Origin of the sequence: Bradyrhizobium sp. Cp5.3 (genome assembly GCF_000426265.1) — a bacterium.
Taxonomy (GTDB): domain Bacteria; phylum Pseudomonadota; class Alphaproteobacteria; order Rhizobiales; family Xanthobacteraceae; genus Bradyrhizobium; species Bradyrhizobium neotropicale.
This window is the reverse complement of the sequence record NZ_AUFA01000001.1, coordinates 644,502-666,645: the sequence shown is the minus strand read 5'-3', so window position 1 is coordinate 666,645 and position 22,144 is coordinate 644,502. Positions and strand designations below refer to the sequence as shown.

Annotated in this window: 20 protein-coding genes and 1 pseudogene; 11 read left to right on the top strand and 10 right to left on the bottom strand. The window is 65.3% G+C overall.

The genetic code is table 11. The annotated features are described in order from the left end of the window. Positions 1-305, bottom strand: a pseudogene (locus tag K289_RS0103085) (IS256 family transposase); the annotation flags it as partial. A gap of 195 nt (positions 306-500) precedes the next feature. Here K289_RS0103085 and K289_RS0103075 point away from each other — a divergent pair. The 4 genes from K289_RS0103075 (at position 501) to K289_RS0103060 (ending at position 4,322) form a co-directional block, all read left to right on the top strand. Then, a complete protein-coding gene (locus K289_RS0103075; RefSeq protein WP_027550129.1) occupies positions 501-1,724 on the top strand; it encodes a helix-turn-helix transcriptional regulator in 1,224 nt (407 codons plus the stop codon). A gap of 17 nt (positions 1,725-1,741) precedes the next feature. Then, complete coding sequence (locus K289_RS0103070) at positions 1,742-2,752, top strand: M23 family metallopeptidase (RefSeq protein WP_245283834.1); 1,011 nt, start codon at positions 1,742-1,744, stop codon at positions 2,750-2,752. Between the two features lie 103 nt (positions 2,753-2,855). Further along, entirely contained in the window at positions 2,856-3,671 is an 816-nt protein-coding gene (dapB, locus tag K289_RS0103065) for a 4-hydroxy-tetrahydrodipicolinate reductase (RefSeq protein WP_027550127.1), read from the top strand. A 27-nt stretch (positions 3,672-3,698) separates the two neighbouring features. Beyond that, on the top strand, positions 3,699-4,322 hold the full coding sequence (locus K289_RS0103060; protein WP_027550126.1) for a 2,3-bisphosphoglycerate-dependent phosphoglycerate mutase: 624 nt from the start codon (positions 3,699-3,701) through the stop codon (positions 4,320-4,322). Between the two features lie 116 nt (positions 4,323-4,438). Here K289_RS0103060 and K289_RS0103055 read toward each other — a convergent pair whose 3' ends face one another. Together K289_RS0103055 and K289_RS0103050 are read right to left on the bottom strand one after the other, a co-directional pair. Next, positions 4,439-5,335: a bifunctional helix-turn-helix domain-containing protein/methylated-DNA--[protein]-cysteine S-methyltransferase gene (locus tag K289_RS0103055; RefSeq protein WP_027550125.1), complete on the bottom strand. Its 897-nt coding sequence runs from the start codon at positions 5,333-5,335 to the stop codon at positions 4,439-4,441. 56 nt (positions 5,336-5,391) lie between these two features. Then, on the bottom strand, positions 5,392-5,910 hold the full coding sequence (locus tag K289_RS0103050) for a DUF2244 domain-containing protein (protein WP_027550124.1): 519 nt from the start codon (positions 5,908-5,910) through the stop codon (positions 5,392-5,394). Positions 5,911-5,932: 22 nt separating this feature from the next. On the opposite strand from K289_RS0103050, the gene nth reads away from it, so the two are divergent. The 3 genes from nth (at position 5,933) to K289_RS0103035 (ending at position 9,539) form a co-directional block, all read left to right on the top strand. Further along, positions 5,933-6,697 carry an endonuclease III gene (gene nth / locus K289_RS0103045; RefSeq protein WP_027550123.1) on the top strand — a complete coding sequence of 255 codons (765 nt, stop codon included), beginning with the start codon at positions 5,933-5,935 and terminating at the stop codon, positions 6,695-6,697. Positions 6,698-6,790: 93 nt separating this feature from the next. Then, positions 6,791-7,924 (top strand): HlyD family secretion protein, encoded by a 1,134-nt coding sequence (locus K289_RS0103040; protein WP_027550122.1) that lies wholly within the window; start codon positions 6,791-6,793, stop codon positions 7,922-7,924. After that, complete coding sequence (locus K289_RS0103035) at positions 7,911-9,539, top strand: MFS transporter (RefSeq protein ID WP_027550121.1); 1,629 nt, start codon at positions 7,911-7,913, stop codon at positions 9,537-9,539. The genes K289_RS0103040 and K289_RS0103035 overlap by 14 nt, the downstream gene beginning before the upstream one ends. A gap of 3 nt (positions 9,540-9,542) precedes the next feature. Here K289_RS0103035 and K289_RS0103030 read toward each other — a convergent pair whose 3' ends face one another. The 3 genes from K289_RS0103030 to K289_RS0103020 form a co-directional block, all read right to left on the bottom strand. After that, positions 9,543-10,283 carry a sulfate transporter family protein gene (locus tag K289_RS0103030; RefSeq protein ID WP_027550120.1) on the bottom strand — a complete coding sequence of 247 codons (741 nt, stop codon included), beginning with the start codon at positions 10,281-10,283 and terminating at the stop codon, positions 9,543-9,545. Positions 10,284-10,410: 127 nt separating this feature from the next. After that, the gene (locus K289_RS0103025; protein WP_027550119.1) at positions 10,411-11,829 is read right to left on the bottom strand and encodes an MFS transporter; all 1,419 of its coding nucleotides are present in this window, start codon (positions 11,827-11,829) and stop codon (positions 10,411-10,413) included. Positions 11,830-11,981: 152 nt separating this feature from the next. Continuing rightward, complete coding sequence (locus K289_RS0103020; protein WP_027550118.1) at positions 11,982-12,908, bottom strand: LysR family transcriptional regulator; 927 nt, start codon at positions 12,906-12,908, stop codon at positions 11,982-11,984. A 103-nt stretch (positions 12,909-13,011) separates the two neighbouring features. Between K289_RS0103020 and K289_RS0103015 the strand changes: the two genes are divergently transcribed. Continuing rightward, positions 13,012-14,199 (top strand): CoA transferase, encoded by a 1,188-nt coding sequence (locus K289_RS0103015; RefSeq protein ID WP_027550117.1) that lies wholly within the window; start codon positions 13,012-13,014, stop codon positions 14,197-14,199. After that, positions 14,196-15,143, top strand: a complete 948-nt coding sequence (locus K289_RS0103010; RefSeq protein WP_027550116.1) for a hydroxymethylglutaryl-CoA lyase — start codon at positions 14,196-14,198, stop codon at positions 15,141-15,143. Before K289_RS0103015 ends, K289_RS0103010 begins: the two co-directional genes overlap by 4 nt. Before the next feature lie 162 nt (positions 15,144-15,305). Here the strand turns inward: K289_RS0103010 and nikR are convergent, their stop codons facing one another. Continuing rightward, positions 15,306-15,752 carry a nickel-responsive transcriptional regulator NikR gene (gene nikR / locus K289_RS0103005; protein WP_027550115.1) on the bottom strand — a complete coding sequence of 149 codons (447 nt, stop codon included), beginning with the start codon at positions 15,750-15,752 and terminating at the stop codon, positions 15,306-15,308. 57 nt (positions 15,753-15,809) lie between these two features. Then, positions 15,810-18,284, bottom strand: coding sequence for a heavy metal translocating P-type ATPase (locus K289_RS0103000; protein WP_027550114.1), 2,475 nt, complete (start codon positions 18,282-18,284; stop codon positions 15,810-15,812). 50 nt (positions 18,285-18,334) lie between these two features. Between K289_RS0103000 and K289_RS0102995 the strand changes: the two genes are divergently transcribed. Next, the gene (locus tag K289_RS0102995; protein ID WP_024338640.1) at positions 18,335-18,610 is read left to right on the top strand and encodes a metal-sensitive transcriptional regulator; all 276 of its coding nucleotides are present in this window, start codon (positions 18,335-18,337) and stop codon (positions 18,608-18,610) included. Positions 18,611-18,773: 163 nt separating this feature from the next. Here K289_RS0102995 and K289_RS0102990 read toward each other — a convergent pair whose 3' ends face one another. Next, a complete protein-coding gene (locus tag K289_RS0102990) occupies positions 18,774-19,766 on the bottom strand; it encodes a YiiX/YebB-like N1pC/P60 family cysteine hydrolase (RefSeq protein WP_027550113.1) in 993 nt (330 codons plus the stop codon). A gap of 192 nt (positions 19,767-19,958) precedes the next feature. On the opposite strand from K289_RS0102990, the gene K289_RS0102985 reads away from it, so the two are divergent. After that, entirely contained in the window at positions 19,959-21,341 is a 1,383-nt protein-coding gene (locus K289_RS0102985; RefSeq protein ID WP_027550112.1) for an FAD-dependent oxidoreductase, read from the top strand. A 22-nt stretch (positions 21,342-21,363) separates the two neighbouring features. Here K289_RS0102985 and K289_RS0102980 read toward each other — a convergent pair whose 3' ends face one another. Continuing rightward, positions 21,364-22,134, bottom strand: coding sequence for a sulfite exporter TauE/SafE family protein (locus tag K289_RS0102980; protein ID WP_027550111.1), 771 nt, complete (start codon positions 22,132-22,134; stop codon positions 21,364-21,366). Between the last annotated feature and the right edge of the window lie 10 nt (positions 22,135-22,144).

Here is a 22,144-nt window from a genome sequence, read left to right as displayed (position 1 = left end):
CGATCGCGTACACGCGGCTGGCGGACGGCGACCGGACCGATACCGGTCATCACCTCGCGTTCCGGCAGGTGACCGTGGCGCACGACGCGCTGGTGGCCGTCCGCAGTCTTCAAATCGGCATGCTTGCCGAGAAAGTCCGCGACCTCGGCCTCGACCGCCTGGGCCAACAGAGCACGCGCCCCATTGCGCAAGATTTCGGTGAGTTGATCGTCGACGTTTCCTGGCTGAATCAGCTTGATGATGTTATCTTTGGACACGGCATATCGCTCCTTCGGTGGAGAAGTGGAGGCGTCAAGCACCCCCACGATATGCCGCCTTCCCGATTCCCGCCGTCACCAAGTTTCAGCGATAGCTCGTATGCCCGTCGAGGTGTTTGTCGAGACGGGAGAACGAACCTTTGCGGAATACCTTCTGCAGCCGATGACGCTGCGCATCAATCGTGCATTCAAGGAGAATTGAGACGCTGGTAAGGGGTAGGCCGGCCTACGAGGGAGGCGACCGTGCATGAGTGCAGCAAAGCACTACCTTCCGGACAGGATGGCTTTGGTTTCGATTGCGTCGAGCGCGCCTCGACACAGGGTAATGACGGAGGTGCTGCATCAGCACCATGTTTGGAGCGGCACCCGCACCAGACCGCGATGGAGTATTTTGCGCACGCCATGGCGGAGCTGCTCCATTGCAGGAGCTGCTATGTCGCAATGATATCTTCCTCCGGGCTGGAAGAAGTCAAAATCGGTGACGCCACGGCCGATCCGTCATCCACGACGGTGGTTGCGCGAATTGCGCGCAAGGGCACGGCTGAGGACGTTACCTCTCTGCAGCCGATCAATCCCCGGACCGCGTTCGTGCGGAAGCTGATTGGCTCTCAACCTTCGACAGAGAGTCATTCAGTCATCGGCAGGTTTGCTTCCCGCGAACGGGCGACTGTCATATTCGTGGCGGGTTGGCGACCTACTGCGCTCGCCGCAGCCGAGATTCCGGGCTTGGCGCATGCCGTGCGCCCGATGTGGGAGGCAGCTCATTCGCTTGCCCGGCAATCGCCGGTCGAACGGGTCGATGCTCAGATCTGGCTCGAAGAGCTGACCTTTCCCGCCATCATTACAGACGAGAGCCTGCATGTTCACGCGGTCAATCGAGGCGGACGGGTGCTGCTTGCCAAGCGCGAGTTGCTGAGGCTGGACGGCGGCAGGCTCGCTGCCTCACGCGGTTCCATAACCGAGGGCTTGCGGGAGGCGATCCGCGATGTGCTGCTTCAGAGCAGGGGCCACGGATGGCTCAATACCACGGTCCCGCTTTCGATGGATCGTCAGCAATTCGCCTTCGCCAAGATCGGCGTCGTTCCAGCGCAGGACGAGTTGGGAAGGGCCTTGATCGTCGTGCCGCAATTCGACGAAGTGCACGGCGCGCACTGCATCGCATCCGCATTCGGGTTGAACTGGGCCGAGGAAAGGATTGTCGCCCGGATCCTTCAATTCCAGTGCCCGCGCGATATCGGGGCCGAGCTTCGACTTACCGAGGCAACGGTTCGAACGTACACCAAGAGGATCATGCTCAAACTAGGGATCAATCGACAGTCGGAGTTCTTTCTTCTGTACCATCTCACCCAATCGCCTTTTGGCGCAGGCAGGCGCGAGAAATCATTGAGCCGTGTGGCCTCCGAGCGTCCATCGGAGGAAGATGATCCAATGAGATTGTGGACGGCTGGCAAGCGTTCGCTCGATTGAGTTAAGGCGCTCCCGTGATGCTGGGTCGCATGTGCCGTGCAGCTTTTCTCTACCGGGCGTTCGCCGTCGTGACGGTTGCCGGGGCCGGCTTCCATGCCGACGCCCAGAACGTTCAATTGGCAATTCCAATCGCCTGCGAGCCTGGCCGGAGCTGCTACATCCAGAACTACACCGATCTCGATCCATCTCGATCCGCGCGAGATTACAAGTGCGGGACGCTGACCTACGACGACCACAACGGCACCGACTTTCGCTTGCCCTCACTTGCGGTGCAAAAGGCCGGCGTCGAGGTGCGCGCGGCGGCAAACGGCCGCATTCTTCGTACACGCAACGACGCGCCGGACGGTGCGTTTGCAAAATCGGGGCGCGAAGCGGTGCGCGACGCCGAATGTGGCAATGGCGTCGTCATCGAACATCCGGCGCAATGGGAAACCCAATATTGCCACCTGGCCGCCGGCAGCGTGTTGGTCAAGCCGGGAGACAGGGTCGAAATCGGGCAGCCGATCGGTCGTGTCGGTCTGTCCGGCCTGACGGAGTATCCTCACCTGCATTTCACCGTGAGGCACGGCGGCGCAGTCGTCGATCCCTTTGCCTATGGCGTTCGCCCCGACTCCTGTGAAGGCGGTGAATCCCTGTGGCTTCCGGCCGTACGCGCAAAGCTCGAGTATCAGGAGCGAGCCATCCTCAATGGCGGCTTCACGATCGGTCCGGTCACGATGGAACTGATCGAGGACGGAAGCGCCGAGAGGGAGAGACCATCAGCCAGCTCACTGGCAATCGTCGCGTTCGTGCGGGCGATCGGGCTGAAGGCAGGCGACGCGCAATGGCTGGTCGTCAAGGACCCGCTCGAACATGTCATTGCAGAAAATCGAGCCGCACCACTTCAAGGCAACAAGGCGCAGATCATGCTGTTTGCCGGAAAAAAGCGCCCCCCTGGCGGCTGGGACCATGGCACCTACAAGGCCACCTATGTTGTCGAGCGCGACGGCCAGGTCGTGCTCAAGAAGGAGCTGGAGCTTGTGCTCTAGTTCCGGATTCCGGCCGGCGAATCCGGCTGCGCCGGGGCGGTTAGAGGCTTGGATCGGTTGCCGGAACGGCTCGCTCCCGCTATAGGGCGTGGAGAGGTGAGCCATGTCCGATATGCGCTTGATTGTTGCAGGGGCCGGCGGCCGGATGGGCCGTGCGTTGACGCGAGCGATTGCCGAGAGCGAAGGCGCGGTGCTGGCGGGTGCGCTGGAAGCGCCGGGCTCGGAGCTGCTCGGCAAGGACGCCGGCGTGCTCGCAGGCCTGCCGGCTAACGGCATACAACTCTCCGCCGATCTCTGGGCGATGTCGAAGGATGCCGACGGCATCCTGGATTTCACCGTGCCGGCGGCGACCATCGCCAATGTCGCCATCGCCGCCCAGCGCGGCCTCGTGCATGTCATCGGCACGACGGGCCTTTCGGCCTCCGACAACGCCGTGATCAAGAGCGTCACCAACCGCGCCGTCGTCGTGCAGTCCGGCAATATGAGCCTCGGCGTCAACCTGCTCGCCGCCGTGGTCAAGCGCGTCGCCAAGGCGCTCGACCAGAACTTCGATATCGAGATCGTCGAGACGCATCACCGCATGAAGGTCGATGCGCCCTCGGGCACGGCCTTGATGTTGGGTCAGGCCGCTGCGGCGGGCCGCGGCGTCTCGCTCGACGAGCATTCGGAACGCGGCCGCGACGGCATCACCGGCGCACGGCGGCCCGGCAATATCGGCTTCGCGTCCTTGCGCGGCGGCACTGCGGCCGGAGATCACAGCGTGAGCTTTCTTGGGCCGTTCGAGCGCCTGACGCTGTCGCATCATGCCGAGGACCGCATGCTGTTCGCCCATGGTGCGCTGAAGGCAGCGCTGTGGGCGCATGGCAAGAGCCCCGGGCACTACTCCATGGCCGACGTGCTCGGTCTTGCCGACATCTGAACGGAAATAAGTAACGGAAAGCAGTCAATGAGCGAACGTCTCCTCGTGCTCGTGCGCCACGGCCAGAGCGAATGGAATCTGAAGAACCTGTTCACCGGCTGGAAGGATCCTGATCTCACCGAGCTCGGCGTGAGGGAAGCCAGGGAAGCCGGCCGCAAGCTGAAGGCGCAAGGGCTCGTCTTCGACGTCGCCTTCACCTCCGTCCTGACGCGCGCACAACATACGCTCGATCTCATCCTGGGCGAGCTCGGCCAGGAGGGCCTGCCGACAGCCAGGGATCTCGCGCTGAACGAGCGCGACTATGGCGATCTGTCGGGCCTCAACAAGGACGACGCGCGCAAGAAATGGGGCGAGGAGCAGGTCCACGTCTGGCGCCGCTCCTACGATGTGCCGCCGCCCGGCGGCGAGAGCCTGAAGGACACGCTGGCGCGCGCGCTGCCCTATTACGTGCAGGAGATCCTGCCCGGCGTGCTCAACGGCAAGCGCACGCTGGTCGCCGCCCACGGCAACTCGCTGCGCGCGCTGATCATGGTGCTGGAGAAGCTGTCGCCCGAAGGCATTCTGAAGCGCGAGCTCGCCACCGGCGTGCCGATCATCTACCGGCTCAACGCGGATTCGACGGTGGCCTCGAAGCTGGATCTGGCGGGGTAGGCCCTGCCGCTGAGCCGTAGGGTGGGCAAAGCGCAGCGTGCCCACCATACGCCAGCGATTGCGGAAGAGTGGTGAGCACGGCGCTATGCGCCTTTGCCCACCCTACAAGGTGGGGCCTACTGCACCCCCAACCGCCCAGCTTCCCAGCCCAGCATCGCCTGCTTGCGGGTGATACCCCAGTGATAGCCGGTGAGCGTGCCGCTTTTGCCGAGCGCGCGGTGGCAGGGCACGACGAAGGAGACCGGGTTCTTGCCGACGGCGGCGCCGACGGCGCGCGAGGCCTTCGGATTGTTGATGTTGCAGGCGATGTCGGAATAGGACACCGCGCGTCCCATCGGGATCTTGAGCAGCGTCTCCCACACCCGCACCTCGAAATCGGTGCCGATCAGCACGACGCGAAGCGGCTGGTCGGGCCGCCAGAGCCTTGGCTCGAAGATGCGCTGCGCGAGCGGCGCCGTGCCCTCGTGGTCCTCGACATAGGTGGCGTTCGGCCAACGCCGCGTCATGTCGGCAAGCGCGACCATCTCTTCACCGGGATCGGCGAAGGCGAGGCCCGACAATCCGCGTTCGGTCGCGATCACGATCGCGGTGCCGAAGGGCGAGGGATGGAAGCCGTAGCGCAGCGTCAATCCCGCGCCGCCATTCTTCCATTCGCCCGGCGACATCGCTTCATGGGTGACGAAGAGATCGTGCAGCCGGCCCGGCCCCGACAGGCCGGAGTCGAGCGCGGCGTCGAGGATGCTCGCGGAATCCCGCAAGAGGCCCTTGGCATGGTCTAGGGTGAGCGCCTGCATGAAGGCCTTTGGCGTGATCGAGGCCCAGCGGCGGAACAGATGGTGCAATTCATCCGGCGTGACGCCGGCGGCATCCGCCATCGCCTCGATGGTCGGTTGCGCGCGCCAGTTCTCCGAGATGAAGGCGATCGCCCGGCGCACGGAATCGTAGTCGCGCAATGCCGCGTTCTGGGAGCCCGGCCTGGCCAGGCGCTGGTCATGTATGGCGAGTGTCATCATAACGGGAAATGTAGGAGAGGGGGCGGTTCGAAACCACCCGATTTCCGACTCGCAAATCAGGTGACCGGGTTGTAGGTCGGGCCGCGCCTGGCGGCGTTCAGTGCCTGGATTAAGGCCTTGGCAAAGCTGGCTTTTTCCTCAGGACCCAGGAACCCGCCGATCGACAGGCAGCGGCCCCGCGAGATCAGGTAGAGGTGTTCGAGGCCGTACTCCTCGTCGACGTCCTGGTCGAGGCGGACCCAGAGCGGGTTGAACACCCATTCGGCGACCTGGCCACGATGGCTCACCCGCCGCACGCGCAACTCCGACGGCGTGATGACGATCTCCTCGCTCGCCCGCGCGGTGCGGAAATTGACCCTGAAGGCCCACCAGATCACCAGCACGTCGAGGCCGAAGAAGCCGAACACCGGCCATGCCCCCATCATCAGGAAGACGATTCCGGTGGCAAAGCTGACAACGCTCAAAAACAGCATCACGGCAAGAAAGCCGGTGCGGTTCAGCGAGCGGTGCGGCGTCAGCAGCGCGGAGAAGATCGGCACCTCGCTCTCGCGCTCAATTTCGTTGCCTGTGCTCATTGTCCCTCAGTATATCCCGATCATGGCGAAAATCACCCGCAAGGCAGCCGCGCGCAAACCGGCCGTGCCGAAGAAAAAGGCAAAAGAGGCCACGGCCAAGCCCACGGTCAAGCCGAAGCGGCCTGCGAAGACCTCGCTCAAAGCGATTAAGCGCTGGACGCCCGCGGAGATCCACGAGGTCTTCAGCCGTTTCCGCAAGGCCAATCCGGAGCCGAAGGGGGAGCTCGAGCATCTCAATCCCTTTACGCTGCTCGTCGCCGTCGTGCTGTCGGCGCAGGCAACCGACGCCGGGGTCAACAAGGCAACGCGGGAATTGTTCAAGGTCGCCGATACCCCGCAGAAGATGCTTGACCTCGGCGAGGAGCGCTTGCGCGACTACATCAGGACCATCGGTCTCTACCGCACCAAGGCCAGGAACGTGATCGCGCTGTCGGCGAAGCTGCTGTCGGAGTTCGGCGGCGAGGTGCCACGCACGCGCGCCGAGATCGAATCGTTGCCTGGCGCGGGGCGCAAGACCGCCAATGTCGTGCTCAACATGGCCTTTGGCGAGCACACCATGGCGGTCGACACCCATGTCTTCCGCGTCGGCAATCGCACCGGCCTCGCGCCCGGCAAGACGCCGCTCGAGGTTGAGCTCGGTCTCGAAAAGGTGATCCCGGCCGAGTTCATGCTGCATGCGCATCATTGGCTGATCCTGCACGGCCGCTATACTTGCCTCGCGCGCAAGCCGCGCTGCGAGGTGTGCCTGATCAACGATCTCTGTCGCTGGCCGGAGAAGACGGTCTGAGTCAGCAGACTGTCATTCCGGGTTCGCCTCTTCGAGGCGACCCCGACACGATGGTGGAATTGGCGTTCGTCCGAAGTGCTTTGGGGTGATGTCGTGAGTCAACAAGAGCAAGTCGCGCCGTCAGCACCCGCCGCAGCGCCACCCAAGCCAACGTTGCCGCCAGCGAGCTCACTCTGGAGTCGCCTCGCGATTCCACTGTTCGCCGTGATCGTCGCGCTCGGCTTCGTGGCGCTGGCGACGCAGCGCTTCGACGAATGGGTCGGCGACGCGGTGATCCAGACCACCAACGACGCCTATGTGCGCTCCGAACTGACGCGGCTCTCCAGCCGCGTTGCCGGTGAAGTACTGACCGTCGCCGTGACCGACTTCCAGCGGGTCAAGGCCGGCGACCTCCTGATCCAGATCGATCCCGCCGACTACGAAGCGCAGGTCGCGCAGGCGGAAGCGGCGGTCGCCGCGGCGCAGGCCGCGCTCGACAATTTAAGCAACCAGATCGAGCTGCAATATGCCACGATCGCGCAGGCCCAGGCCGCGCGGCTATCGACAGAGGCTCTGGAGGTCGAGGCGCGACAGGAGCAGGAGCGCCAGCAATCGCTGTCGCAGACCGAGGCCGGCACGCGGCAGCGGCTCGAGCAGGCGGTCGCCGCTTACGCCAAGGCGCAGGCCGACGTGCGCGCGAGTCGAGCCGTGATCGCGCAGCAGCAGCATCAACTCGAAGTCCTGCAAGGCACCAAGAAGCAGCGCGCCGCCGATCTCGAAGCCGCCAAGGCGACGCTCGCCAGCGTCAAGCTCAAGCTCGGCTATACCAGGATCACGGCACCGTTCGATGGCGTCGTCGGCGAGCGCCAGGTGCAGCCCGGCGACTACGTCAACATCGGCACCAATCTCATCAATGTCGTGCCGCTGCCGAAAGTCTATGTGATCGCGAACTACAAGGAGACGCAGCTCACTCATGTGCAGCCGGGCCAGCCGGTCGAGATCACCGTCGATGGCTTCCCGCGCGAAAAGCTGCGCGGCCGGGTCGAGCGCATCGCGCCGGCGACCGGCGCGCAGGTGGCGCTGCTGCCGCCGGACAATGCGACCGGCAATTTCACCAAGGTGGTGCAGCGCATCCCCGTGCGCATCCAGTTCGACGACAACCAGCCGCTGCTGGCACGCCTCGTGCCGGGCATGTCCGTCGTGACCCGCATCAACACCAACGGTGCAGACGCGAATGGCGGCAAATGACGATGCCGGTCGCGGGCCGGTCTCGCGCGGTGGCATCGCGCAGCAGCCGCTGTTCGCCGTGGCCGCCGTACTGCTCGGCTCCTTCCTCGCCAATTTCGACAGCCGCCTGACCACTGTCGGCCTGCCCGATCTGCGCGGCGCGTTCTCGCTCAGCTTCGACGAGGGCGCCTGGCTCTCCACCGCCGGCATCGGCTCGCAGATCTTCATCGCGCCCGCGGTGGCCTGGCTTGCCACGGCATTTGGCCTGCGGCGCGTGCTCGGCATCCCGAGCCTCGTTTATGCCGTGGTCTCGCTGATCGTTCCCTTCGTGCACGACTATCCGATGCTGATGGTGCTCAGCGTCGTGCATGGCCTGCTGTTGGGGACCTTCGTGCCGGCGACGCTGATGATCGTGTTCCGCAACCTGCCGATCCGCTGGTGGCTGCCGGCGATCGCGCTCTACTCGATCCGCGTCGGCTTCGCGTTCGACACGTCGAGCTCGCTCGTCGGCTTCTATGTCGACCATCTCGGCTGGCAATGGCTGTACTGGCAGGGCGTCGTGATCGCGCCGCTGATGGGCTTGATGGTCTATCTCGGCACGCCGAGCGAGCCGGTCAACCGCGACCTGCTGCGCGAAGCCGATTGGGGCGGCATGTTGCTGCTCGGCGCCTCGGTCGGGATGATCTATGCCGGGCTCGACCAGGGCAATCGCCTCGACTGGCTGGAATCCGGCACGGTGATGGCGCTGCTCGCTGGCGGCGGCGTGCTGTTCGTGGGCTTCCTCATCAACGAGGCGCTGGTGCGCCGGCCCTGGGCGCATGTGAACGTGCTGTTCTCGCGCAATATCGGGCTGTCGCTGGTCGTGATCCTGCTCTACACGCTGACCAGCCTTTCCAACTCATCGCTGGTGCCGAACTTCCTCGCCACCGTCGGCCTGCTCAGGCCGGAGCAGAGCGGCCTTCTGCTGCTCACGTACGGCGCGCTGCCAATGTTCGTGCTGGTGCCGATCTCGATCTGGCTGCTCCGGCATTTCGACACCCGCACGGTCGTGGTGCTGGGATTTGCCTGCTTTGCCGCCGCCAACCTTTGGGGCACCCAGCTCACGCATGACTGGGCGCGCGAGGACTTCATCGGCATCGTGCTGCTGCTGGCGATCGGCCAGTCGCTGACGCTGCTGCCGTTGATCGTCACGGCGCTGTCCAACTCCGACCCGAGCCGCGCCACTGCCTTTGCCGCCTACATCCAGATCATGCGACTCGGCGGCGCCGAGATCGGCGTGGCGCTGATGGGAACGTGGCTGCGCGTCCGCGAGCAGGTCCATTCCTTCTATCTCGGCCAGAACCTCACCGTCGGCGACGCCGACGTGGTGCGGAAGCTGAAGCAGCTCGCCGATCATTTCGCCGCCCATGGTGCGGGCTCGGCGCAGGCGCGCGCGGTGGGAACGCTCGCGAGCTTCGTCCAGCGCGAAGCCAATGTGCTCGCCTATATCGACGGCTTCTGGCTGTGCTTCTGGCTTGCGATCGCAGCGCTCGGCCTCATCGCGCTGATCACCCGCGCGCCGCCGGGCCCGTTCACGCCGGCGCCGTTCGGCTTCGCCAAGACGGTGTTGCGCAAATGCGGGGTGCCAGTGACCTGATGGTCACCGCATCGACCGCGCCGGCTCGATCAGCTCGGGCCGCGACCCGGACAGGCGCTTGTGCATGTGAACCATGAAGGCCATGCCGAAGATCGGCGTCGCCAGATTGACGATCGGGATCGACACGAAAGCCGCGATGATCAGGCCGGCGGTGAAGATGGTCGCCGCATTGTCCCGCCGCATCGCCTTGGCTTCCTCCGGGGAGCGAAAGCGCATCGCGGCGAGCTCGAAATATTCGCGGCCGAGCAGCCAGGCGGCGGCGAGGAAAAAGATCAGAAAGCCGGCGCCGGCCAGGAACACCAGCGGCAGCGCGGCCAGATAGACCAGGATCGTCAACAGCGCGGTCTTTATGCCCTCGTAGATCGCCTGGTTGAACGGCAGCGCAACGCCCGGCCGCTCGGCGGGGTAGTGTTCGCGCTCGACAATGTCGGCGACGTCGTCGACGAACAGGCTCGCCACCAGCGAGGTGATCGCGGGCATCAAGAAGATGCCGCCGAACACGACGCCGAGGCCCGCCGCGATCGAGACGATCCAGGCCAGAACCTCGAGCGATGAATGCCAGCTCGGCCCGAGCAAGCCTTCCAGCCACACCTCGCCATAGGTCGCAAACCAGCTCAGCAGCCGCTGCAGGCCGATCGCCAGCACGGTGATCAGCACCAGGGCAACACCGATCGAGCGCCACAGGATCGAGCGCATCGGCGGCGAGATCATTTGCGACAGCGCCTTGACGGCGGCATCCAGCATGGGGGGTCCTCTCACGAAATCACCCGCGAGAGGTAGACACGCGGAACCGCTTCGGCAAGGGACGTTGACCCGCTATTGCCTGCGGCCTAAAGCGCGATCGGGCCGGAACGGGACGAGCAGATGGCTGCTATGTCGCGTCGAGCGGCTTGCCGCGCACGTTCGGTCCGAACAGCGCCATTGCGATCACCACGATCAGCATCGCGGCGGTGATCAGGCCGAACACGCCGGTGACGCCGCCCTCCTTCAGCATGTAGGCGACGATGAAGCCGGAGAACGTCGCGCTCAGCCGGCTCATCGAATAGACGAGGCCGGAGGCACGCGCCCGGATCTGCGTCGGAAACACCTCGGTCTGATAGGCGTGGTAGGCGTAGGACATCGTCGTGTTGCAGGCCGTCAGCAATACGCCGCAGATGATCAGCAGCGCCGGCGCGCTGAGCTGCGCGAACGCCATGCCGAAGACGATGATGGCGATGCAGGCGCCGGCAATGATCCAGCGCCGCTCGAATTTGTCGGCAAAGCTCGCGGCCAAGAGCGGCGCGATCGGATAGGCAAAGGCGACGATGAAGGCATATTGCAGGCTCTTGGTGACGGTGATGCCCTTCTCGACCAGCAGGGTCGGCACCCAATTGGCGAAGCCGTAGAAGCCGAAGGCCTGGCACAGGTTGAACACCATGAAGAGCACGACGAGCGAGAGGTAAGGCGGCCGGAACAGATCGGCGAAGCCGACGGTCGCAACCGGCCGCGTCACAGAACGCGCCGACGTAACGCCGGGGCTCGGTGCGGCGGTGCTTCCGGCGGCGGCCTCCAGCGTCGCCAGGATGCGGAAGGCCTCCTCGGTCCGGCCATGCCGCGCCAGCCAGAGCGGGCTCTCCGGCAGGAACAGGCGCAGCACCCAGATGACCATGCTGGCCGCAGCCCCGATCAGCACCACCCAGCGCCAGCCATCGAGGCCCAGCGGCGCGAGCGGCACCAGCCACCATGCGAGGAAGGCGACGATGGGCACCGCGATGAACATGATCGCCTGGTTCACCGCGAAGGCGCGCCCGCGCATCCAGCTCGGCACGAGCTCGGTGATGTAGGCGTCGATGGTGATGACCTCGACGCCGATGCCGACGCCGGCGAGGAAACGCCAGAGCAAGAGGCCTTCCGAGGAGGTCTGGCAGGCCATGATCACCGAGGCCGCGGTGTAGCCGAGCAGTGCGTAGGTGAAGATCGCACGCCGTCCGAAACGGTCGGCGAGAAAGCCGAGGAAGAAGGTGCCGACAAACAGGCCGGCAAAGGTCGATGCGACGAAGGCGCCGATGCCGGAGAAGCCGAAGAACGCCTGTGTCGTCGTGGTCAACAGTCCGCTGCGGCTCAGGCCCGGGGCGATATAGCCGGTCAGGAACAGATCGTAGATCTCGAAGCAGCCGCCGAGCGAGAGCAGGATGATGAGCTTCCAGACGTGCGCGGAGGCCGGCATGGCCTCCAGGCGCCGCGAGACTTCGTCCGGCGCCGCGGCCGCGATATCGAGCTCAAAGCCGGTGTCGATGCCCACCACGCTCATGATGTCCTCCCGTGCGCGCGGAGATGGCCTCCGCTGGTCCCGGCGGCTTTCTTGCCGAAGCTGTGCCGGATCGCATCATGTTGGCGGGTCGAAGCCAGAAATCCAGACGAACATATCGATGGTAGCGTTCGATATTCTCGAACTCGGCGGCCTCAGCCCAGCAGCTTCGCCTGCCAGTGGCCGCCGCGTACCTGCTCTGCGATCAGCTTGAGGATCAGCCGACGCATCTCTTCCATGACGTAGGTCATCGGGCGGTTGCGCAGGCGGCAGAGATAGAGCGTTCGGGTCAGCTTCGGCTCGATCACCTCGCGTGCGACCAGGCGGCCTGCCGCGAGCTCTTCCTGCGCGAACAACTTCGTCGCGATGCTGCATCCGAGGCCCGCAACCAGCGCGCCGGTCATGCCGCTGATCGAGTTGGCGTGCAGGATGGCAACGGCTTCCAGCCGCTTGAGCAGCACCGGGTCATCCAGCAACGCGCGAGCGGAGAGACCGTGGCGCAGCAGGATCAGCGGCAGCCGGCTCAGTTGCTCGAACCGGATCGGTGCCTTGGTCTTGCCGACAAGCTTCGCGGTACCGACCAGGAACATCTGCTCCTCCAGCACCGGCTCGGCGATCAGGTCCTTTTCCGACGGCGGATTGTAGACCAGCGCGAGATCGACGTCGGAGGCCATCAGATGCATCAGCGTCGCGCCGGACAGGCTCTCGGTGAGCGACAGCTTCAGTTTCGGATACTCGGTGAGCACGGTGCGCATCAAGGGTACGCCGATCGCCTTGACGCCGGAATTGGCCATGCCGATCGAGATATCGCCCGCAATGACGCGCGCGCCCTGGCGTACCTCGGTCTCGGCTTCCGCCATCGCGCGCAGGATGATGCGCGCGTGCTCGTAGAGCCGCTCGCCGGCAGCCGTCGGTTCCATGCCGCGCGACTTGCGCTCGAACAGGGGCGCGGCAAACTCGGCTTCGAGATTTGAGATGTGATGGCTCAGCGCAGACTGCGCGACATTGACTTGGTCGGCGGCGCGCGACAGGTTCCGCTGCTCGTAGACGGCGATGAAATAGCGGAGCTGGCGCGAATCCATGATGGGCAGCGTTCGAAAACCGTGAAGACACCATTCGACAGATTATATTTTTAAGAAGGCTTGTGAAGGCCTAGGCTCTCGAGCCGGCGAACAGGAGAGGCGCATGGAGAGGGAAGAACCGGCGGCCGGGCTGCCGCTGGCAGGCGTGCGCGTCATCGAGATGACCCACATGGTGATGGGCCCGACCTGCGGCATGATCCTCGCGCAGTTGGGCGCCGAGGTGATCAAGGTCGAGCCGCCCTCAGGCGACAAGACCCGCAGCTTGGGGGGCATGGGCACGGCCTTCTTTCCGCTCTTCAATCGCGGCAAGCGCAGCGTCGTGCTGGATTTCGAGAAGGCGGAGGATCGCGAGACCATGCACCGCCTGCTCGCGACCGCCGACGTGTTCCTGGAAAACTTCCGCGACGGCCAGCTCGAAAAGCAGGGGCTCGGCGCCGACGAACTGCGCCGTCGCCATCCGCATCTGATCGTCGCGGGCCACAAGGGCTTTCTGTCCGGCCCCTATGAGCATCGCCCGGCGCTCGACGAGGTCGTGCAGATGATGTCGGGTCTCGCCGCCATGACCGGCACGCGCGAAAAGCCGCAGCGTGTCGGCTCGTCCGCCAACGACATCATGGGCGGCATGTTCGGCGTGATCGCGATTCTCGCGGCGCTCTATCAGAAGCGCGCGGGCAAGCGCGACGGGGCCGACATCCGCATCGGACTGTTCGAGAACTGCCTGTTCCTGGTCGCCCAGCACATGGTCGAATATGAAATGACCGGCAACAAGCCGCGCTCGATGCCGGAGCGCGAGCACGCCTGGCCGATCTACGACATCTTCGATGCCGGCGGCGGCGAGCGCATTTTCATTGGCGTCGTCACCGAAGGCCATTGGCAGAGCTTTTGCCGGGAGTTCGGCCTCGCCGAGTTCCTGGACGACGCGAGCTTGCGGACCACGACCGACCGCATTCTGGCGCGGTCGCGCATCATTCCGCGCGTGGCCGAGGTGATCAGGCAGTGGAACGTGGCGGAGCTCTCGCAGAAGCTCGACGCGCTCAACATCTGCTTCTCGCCGATCAACCGGCCCGAGGATCTCTTTGCCGATCCCCACGTGCTGCGGCCGGGCGGGCTCGTCAACAACGTCACTGCCGATGGCAAGCCGTTCCGTGTGCCGGCGCTGCCGATTGAATGGAACGGCAGCAATATCGGCGAAGGCCTGAAGGTCGCGCCGCTCGGCGCCGACACCGCGGCCGTCCGTGCCGAGATCGACAATGAAGACCCCACGTCCAAAGCCGCAGGGAGGCGTGCATGAGCCGGATTCAGGAGATCTACCCGTCGGATCGCGTCAGCCTGCGCGAGGTGGGCCTGCGCGACGGGCTCCAGCTCGTGAAGAAATTTCCGTCGACCGATGCCAAGAAGCGCTGGGTGCGCGACGAATACGCCGCCGGCGTCCGGCATTTCGAGGTCGGCTCGTTCCTGCCGGCAAAAACCTTTCCGCAGTTCGTCGATGTGCGCGACGTGATCGCGACCGTCGCAAAATTGCCCGGCGCGCATGGCATCGCACTTGCGCTCAATGAGCGCGGCGTGAACGAGGCGCTCGAGTCCGGTGTCGGCGAGATCGCCTCGGTGGTCTCGGCCACCGAGGAGCACAGCCAGGCCAATGCTCACCGCTCGCGCGAATCCGCAATCGCCAACGTCAAGCGGCTCTGCGAGATGCGCGACGCCAGCAGCCACAAGCCGCTGGTGAATGCCGCGATCTCGATGGCGCTGGGATGCTCGATCACCGGTCCGGTCGATCCCGCGGAAGTGTTGCGGCTGGTCGACAAATGCCTCGAAGCAGGGGTCGATTTCGTCGCGATCGCCGACACCGTCGGCTATGCCGGACCGAAGCACGTAGCCGAATTGACGCGCGCTGCGGTGAAGCTAGCCGGTTCAAAGCCGATCTGCATCCATCTCCACGACACCCGCGGCATGGGCATCGCGAACGCCGCGGCCGCGCTGGACGAAGGCGTGCGCATCCTCGACGGCTCGCTCGGAGGTCTCGGCGGCTGTCCCTTCGCGCCCGGTGCGACCGGCAACGTCGTGTTCGAGGATCTCGCGTTCCTGTGCGAGAGCAAGGGGTTTGCGACGGGGATCGACCTGGAGAAGCTGGTCGCGGTGCGCAAGATCCTGCGCGAGGAAATGCCGAACGAGCCACTGTACGGCGGTGTCGCGCGGGCGGGCCTGCCGAGCGGGAGCGCAGCGAAGGCGGCTTAATTTCTTTCTTCGCCTCTCCCCGCTTGCGGGGAGAGGCCGGAATCGCGCGGAACGCGCGAATTCCGGGTGAGGGGGACTCTCCGCGAGTCCAACTGCTACCGTCCTTGCGGAGACTCCCCCTCACCCCAACCCTCTCCCCGCAAGCGGGGAGAGGGAGAAAAATCACTCATGCCGATGTCCGTGCTTCCGCACCTTCGCCGCCTTCCCCTCCCCGGTCGGGATCATCACCACGCGCCCATAGCGTACGCCGCGTTCGGCGATGATGTGGTCGGCGAAATGCCGGACCTCGCCGGCGTCGCCGCGCAGCGCCGTCATCTCCATGCAGTTGTTGTCGTCGAGATGGACATGCAGCGTCGCCAGCGCGAGATCGTGATGGCCATGGAATTCCTGCACCAGGCGCTTTGAGAGATCGCGGGCGGCGTGATCGTACACATAGACGAGGCCGGCAACGCACGGGCCGGTCTGCGCGGTGTCTTCGTTGGTCTGTTGCAGCCCGGCGCGCGCGAGATCGCGGATGATCTCGGAGCGGTTCTGGTAGCCGCGCGCTTCCGCCGCCGCGTCGATCTCCGCCAAGAGATCATCCTCGATCGTGATTGTAATGCGCTGCATCAGACTGCTCCCTCGCGTGGCGCCGCTCGATGCCGTTCTACACGGATTCCGCTCCTCTCACAGCCGCGTCGCGCGCAGCCGCAAGGCGTTGCCGACCACGCTCACCGAGGACAGCGCCATCGCCGCCGCCGCGATGATCGGCGACAGCAGGAGGCCGAAGGCCGGATAGAGGATGCCGGCCGCGATCGGAATGCCGGCGGCATTGTAGATGAAAGCGAAGAACAGGTTCTGCCGGATATTGCTCATGGTCGCCTGCGACAGTTTTCGCGCACGCACGATGCCGGTGAGGTCGCCCTTGAGCAGGGTGACGCCGGCGCTCTCCATCGCGACGTCGGTGCCGGTGCCCATGGCGATGCCGACTTCGGCCGAGGCGAGGGCCGGGGCATCGTTGACGCCGTCGCCGGCCATCGCGACGCTGCGGCCGCTCTTCTTGAGCTTTGTGACCACCGCGCTCTTCTGATCCGGCAGAACCTCAGCTTCGACGTCGGCAATGCCGAGCCTGCGTGCGACAGCCTCCGCCGTCGTCCGGTTGTCGCCGGTCAGCATGATCACCTTGATGCCCTCACTGGCGAGCGCCTTCAGCGCCGCTGGGGTCGAGGCCTTGACGGGGTCGGCAATGGCAAACAGCCCCGCCAGTGCACCGTCGACGGCCATGTTGATCACGGTCGCGCCATCCTGGCGCAGACGCTCGGCCTCGGCATCGAGCTGCCCGGTGTCGATCCCGATCGAGGCAAAGTATCTGGCATTCCCGAGCACGATGGTCTTGCCGTCGACCTTGCCGGTCGCGCCCTTGCCGGTCGGCGAATCGAACCCTTCGACCTCGCCGAGCGCGAGCTGCCTCTCCTTCGCGGCGCGGACGATGGCATCGGCCAGCGGGTGCTCGCTGGCGCGCTCGACGCTGGCTGCCATGCGCAGGATATGATCCTCGGCAAAACCGCCCGCCGCGACGATCGCGACCACCTTGGGCTTGCCTTCGGTCAGCGTGCCGGTCTTGTCGACCACCAGCGTGTCGATCTTCTCCATCCGCTCCAGCGCTTCGGCGTTCTTGATGAGAACGCCTCCTTGCGCGCCGCGACCGACGCCGACCATGATCGACATCGGGGTGGCGAGCCCCAGCGCGCAGGGGCAGGCGATGATCAGCACGCTGACGGCGGCGACAAGGCCGAAAGCAAGTCGCGGCTCCGGACCGAACCAGGCCCATGCCGCGAATGCGATGATGGCGACGACGATCACCGTCGGCACAAACCAGCCCGCGACCTGATCTGCCAGCCGCTGGATCGGCGCGCGCGAGCGCTGCGCGTCGGCGACCATCTGCACGATCTGCGACAGCAGCGTCTCGCGCCCGACCTTGTCCGCGCGCATGATGAAGCCGCCGGACTGGTTGAGCGTGCCGGCGATGACCTTGGCGCCGGCCTCCTTCGTGACGGGCATGGATTCGCCGGTGACGAGGGACTCGTCGAGCGACGAGCGCCCCTCCAGGATGACGCCGTCGACCGGCACCTTCTCGCCGGGACGAACGCGCAAGCGGTCGCCGGCATGCAGCGTATCGATCTCGACTTCGTGCTCGCTGCCGTCGGCATCAACGCGACGCGCCGTCTTCGGCGCAAGCTGCAACAGCGCCTTGATCGCGCCCGAGGTCGCATCGCGCGCGCGCAGCTCCAGCACCTGGCCGAGCAGCACCAGCACGGTGATGACCGCGGCCGCCTCGAAATAGACGGCGACGGCACCCTCATGGCCGCGGAAGGTCTCGGGGAAGATGTTTGGCGCGATGGTGCCGATCAGGCTGTAGACATACGCCACACCCGTGCCCATCGCGATCAGCGTGAACATGTTGAGGTTGCGCGTGACCAGCGACTGCCAGCCGCGCACGAAGAACGGCCATCCGGCCCATAGCACTACGGGCGTGGCAAAGACGAACTGGATCCAGTTCGACAGCGTCGGATCGATCCAGTTGTGCGGCCCGGCAAGGTGGCCGCCCATCTCCAGCACCACCGCTGGCAGCGCCAGCACACCGCCGATCCAGAACCGCCGCGTCATGTCGGCAAGCTCCGGATTGGGGCCGGTATCGAGGCTCGCGACCTCCGGCTCGAGGGCCATGCCGCAGATCGGGCAGCTTCCGGGGCCGACCTGGCGGATCTCCGGATGCATCGGGCAGGTGTAGATCGTGCCCGCAGGCATCTCGGGCTCGGGCGCCTTCTCCTTGGCGAGGTATTTGGCAGGATCGGCCGCGAACTTGGTCCGGCAGCCGGCCGAGCAGAAATGGAAGGTGTCGCCGTGGTGCTCGAAGCGATGTTTCGAGGTCGCAGGATCGACCGTCATGCCGCAGACGGGATCGCGCACCTTCACGCCGGCTCCATGGTCGTGGTGATGATGGTGAGCATGACCGGCGTGATCGTCATGTCCCTGATCGTCATGTCCGCTGCAGCATGAGGACGCCGCAGGTTTGGCGGCCGGCGGAGCGGCCTTCGCGGAACAACCGCATCCGGATTGAGTTTCCGCGTCCTGATGATGCTTGTGTTCGGCGTCGTTCATTTCCGTGCTCCGGCCTTGCAACCTATACCCGGTAAGGGTATATAGACCTCATGCGCAAGGACATCAAGGCATCTGTCGGAAAACGTCTCGGCCGGATCGAGGGCCAGGTTCGCGGCCTGTCGAAGATGGTCGAGGAGGACCGCTACTGCATCGACATCGTCACGCAGATATCCGCGGTGCGCGCGGCGCTGCGCCGGGTCGAGGAAGAGATATTGAAGGATCACGTCGCCCATTGCGTCGAGCACGCGATCGCGAGCGGCGACAAGGCCGATCAGCGCGAGAAGATCGCGGAGCTGATGGCAGTGATCGGACGGGCGGAGCGGTAGCTTCGCATTCCTACGTCATTGCGAGCGCAGCGAAGCAATCCAGAGTCCCGCCGCGGAAAGATTCTGGATTGCTTCGCTGCGTTCGCAATGACGACTGTTTGGCGGCACGACATCTCCCACGTCGTCCCGGCCTTCGCCCGGACGACGGTGGGAGTGTTGGGCTCTATGCCGCTCGCGCCCGCCTACGCCGCCGCGGGCGGTACATCGCAATCTTCTTCAGCAGCGAAACATGCTCCGACGCCGTGACGCGATCGATCATCTTCGCAGCGTGGGCAGGCGCTTCGCCCGCCGTCACTTCTTCAGCCGCAATTTCAGCCGGCGCTTCTTCGTCAATCGCCTCAGGAACGAGCGGCGGCGCACTGATCGTTTCTGGAAACACACTGAATGTGCCCGCCACCTCCTCGAGCGGCTTTTGCTTGTCGGCCCAGTGCAGGGATGTGTAGTCGAAACCGTGCACGATGGTGGGTTTGACGACTTCGAAATAGGGCGAGATGTCGAAGTCGCGGGGCATGTAAAGCGAGGAGTCGCGGATATGCAGGATCTCGCGGCGGGCGGCGCGGCTGCCGGCCTTGGTGATCTTCGGCAGGATCGGATAGCGCACCGCGTCGAAGGCCTGCGCGATCAGCGCCGAGCAGATGATCTTGGTCGGATCGCCCGAGCCGATCGCGATCATGCGCCGCCGCCAGCGCTGCGGCACCGGCAACGGAAACAGGAAGCGCATCAAGTCGACGATGTTCTTGGTGTCGTAGCCGAATCCGATGCGGTTGACCGCGTAGCGGCAGACCGTGGTGCGATCCTCATGGGACAGCCCGACCGGGCGGCAGACGCGGGTGTGATAGGGGAAATATTTCGACAGCGGCGCGGAGGTGACGCCTTCGCCGATATTGGCCTCGATCAGCACATGCGGCTCACCGTTGGGCTCCTCGGCGCCCTCAACCGGGCCGACGTAAAGCGCGGCATGCGACCAGGTCGATTGCGTGAGATATTTGATGATGCCGGAGATGCGGTTGTTGCCCTCGACCAGCAGCACGTCGCCGGGCTCGATGACGCCGCGCAGGTGCTCCGGATCGCTCGGCGTGAACGGCTCGTAGCCCGGCACCTCCTTGGAGAGGTACGCGGCTATCAGCTTGCCGACTGAATCTAGGACCGTCCCCATCGTGAACTCCCCCCACGGCCTTTTCCGGCCGTCTTTTTCCCTTCTCTATCATGGTCGAAACGTGTTGCAATTCGGTTCATCGTTCCAAGCGGTCAACTACGATTGATTCACCATGATGGTTGCCGCGCAACATCAGATACGGCAAGGTTCGCTAGCTGTTCCCGTCCTCCGCAAGCCCCCGGAAACCATGACATGACAATCACGCGCCGCAGCTTCCTATCGGCGTCGGCAGCCTTTGCCGCCACGCCGGTTCTGCGCGCCACCGCCGCGCCTTTGCCGCGCGACGCTGACATCGTCGTGATCGGTGCGGGGGTTGCCGGCATCGCCGCGGCGCGCCGTATCATGGCGACGGGTCGCAAGGTTGTCGTCGTCGAGGCGGCATCGCGGATTGGCGGCCGCTGTATCACGGATAGTGCGACCTTCGACGTGCCGTTCGATCGCGGTGCGCGCTGGATGCACAATCCAGAGACCAACCCGATGATTCGCCTCGCGCGCAGCGTCGGTCTCGACGTGTCGCCGGCGCCGGCCGGCCAGAAGATGCGCATCGGCCGCCGCAACGCGCGTGCCGGCGAAACCGAGGAGTTCTTGGCGGCGCTGGTGCGCGCCAACCGCGCCATCGACGAGGCCTCTCGCGGCAGGCTGGACACCTCCTGCGCAGCCGCGCTGCCAAAGGATCTCGGCGACTGGGCGGGTGCTGCCGAGTTCCTGCTGGGAGCGAATTTCGCCGGCAAGGATCTCAAGGAGCTCTCGGTCATCGACAAGGCACGCGCGCAGGATCGCAACGCCGCGATCGCCTGCCGCCAGGGCCTGGGCACGCTGATCAGCAAGCTCGGCGAGCAGGTGCCGGTGGCGCTGTCGACGCCGGCAAGCCGGATGGCGTGGAGCAACCGCGACGTCAGCGTCGAGACCCCGGCCGGCAAGATCGTGGCGCGCGCCGCCATCATCACGGTCTCGACCAATGTCCTGAACGCCGGCGCGATCAAGTTTGCGCCCGACATTCCCAAGCGGACGCTCGATGCCGCGTCAAAACTCGGCCTCGGCAGTTACGATCACATCATGCTGGAGCTTCCGGGCATTCCGCTCGGGCTGGCACGCGACGACATCCTCATCGAGCAGAGCAATTCGACGCGCACGGCGCTCATGTTTGCCAACATGGGCGGCTCCTCGCTGTGCTCGATCGACGTCGGCGGCTCCTTCGGTCGCGATCTCTCCGAGCAGGGGGAGCAGGCGATGGCGGCCTTTGCGAGGGAATGGATCACAAAGCTGTTCGGCGGCGAAGCGGCCGCGGCCATCAAGAAGACCAGCGCGACGCGCTGGAACGCCTCGCCCTTCGTGATGGGCGCGATGTCGGCGGCCTCGCCCGGCGGCCAGATCTCGCGAAAGGTATTGGCTGAACCGATCGGCTGCATGTTCCTCGCGGGCGAAGCGACCCACGAGACCCTCTGGGGCACTGTCGACGGCGCCTGGGACAGCGGCGAGCGCGCCGCCGATGCCGCCCTGCGTCGGATCGGCGCGATCAGGGACGAGCCCGCGGACGTGCCGACGCAGTCGACCAAGCGGCGGCAAAAACGTTAGCCGTCGGACGACTGAGGATGTTTCAGCGCAGCACGTTATCCAGCACCGGCAGTCCAACAACCACCGCCATCGCAATCAGCACGTAGCAGATGCTGCGAAACACCCGTTCGCTGGCGCGGCCGAACAGCGAGGCGCCGAAGGCGACGCCGAGGGCGTAGACCGGGCCGACGATGAGCGAGAGCGCCAGCGATTCGCGGCTGATCAGCCCGGTCGTCGCGTAGCTCACCATCGAGAAGAAGTCCGACGCGCCGAAGAACAGCACGATATTGGCGCGCGCCACGATCGGGGCGATGGGGCGGCCGAGCCAGTAGCCGACGATCGGCGGGCCGCCGGTCTGCGCCAGCCCGCTACAGAACCCAGAGAGGCCGCCGATGCCGACCGACAGCCAGGCGTGGTCCTTGCCGCGATAGCGCCAGCCGGAGAGCAGGAGAAGCAGCAGCGCTGCGACGAAACAGGAGATGATCCAGCGCGTGGTGACGGGCTCGAGCACGCTGAGGAAATAGGTGCCGACGGGCACGCCGATCAGCGCGCCGAGCACGATTACCGCCGTCGCCCTGCGGTCGGCTTTCTTCCACGCGTCGGGCAGCAGCGGCGCCGCCGCGACGAAATCGATGACGAGCAGCAGCGCTGCCACCAGCCGCGGCGGCGCGACGCTGCTGGCCAGCGGCATGAAGATCAGCGCCGAGCCGAAGCCGGAGAAGCCGCGCGCGGTGCCCGAAACGAATGCGATGGCGCAAAGCGCCATCGCGATGGTGAGGCTGACGTCGCCAGGGAGGAAGTCTCCAAGACTCATCCCTAAAGAC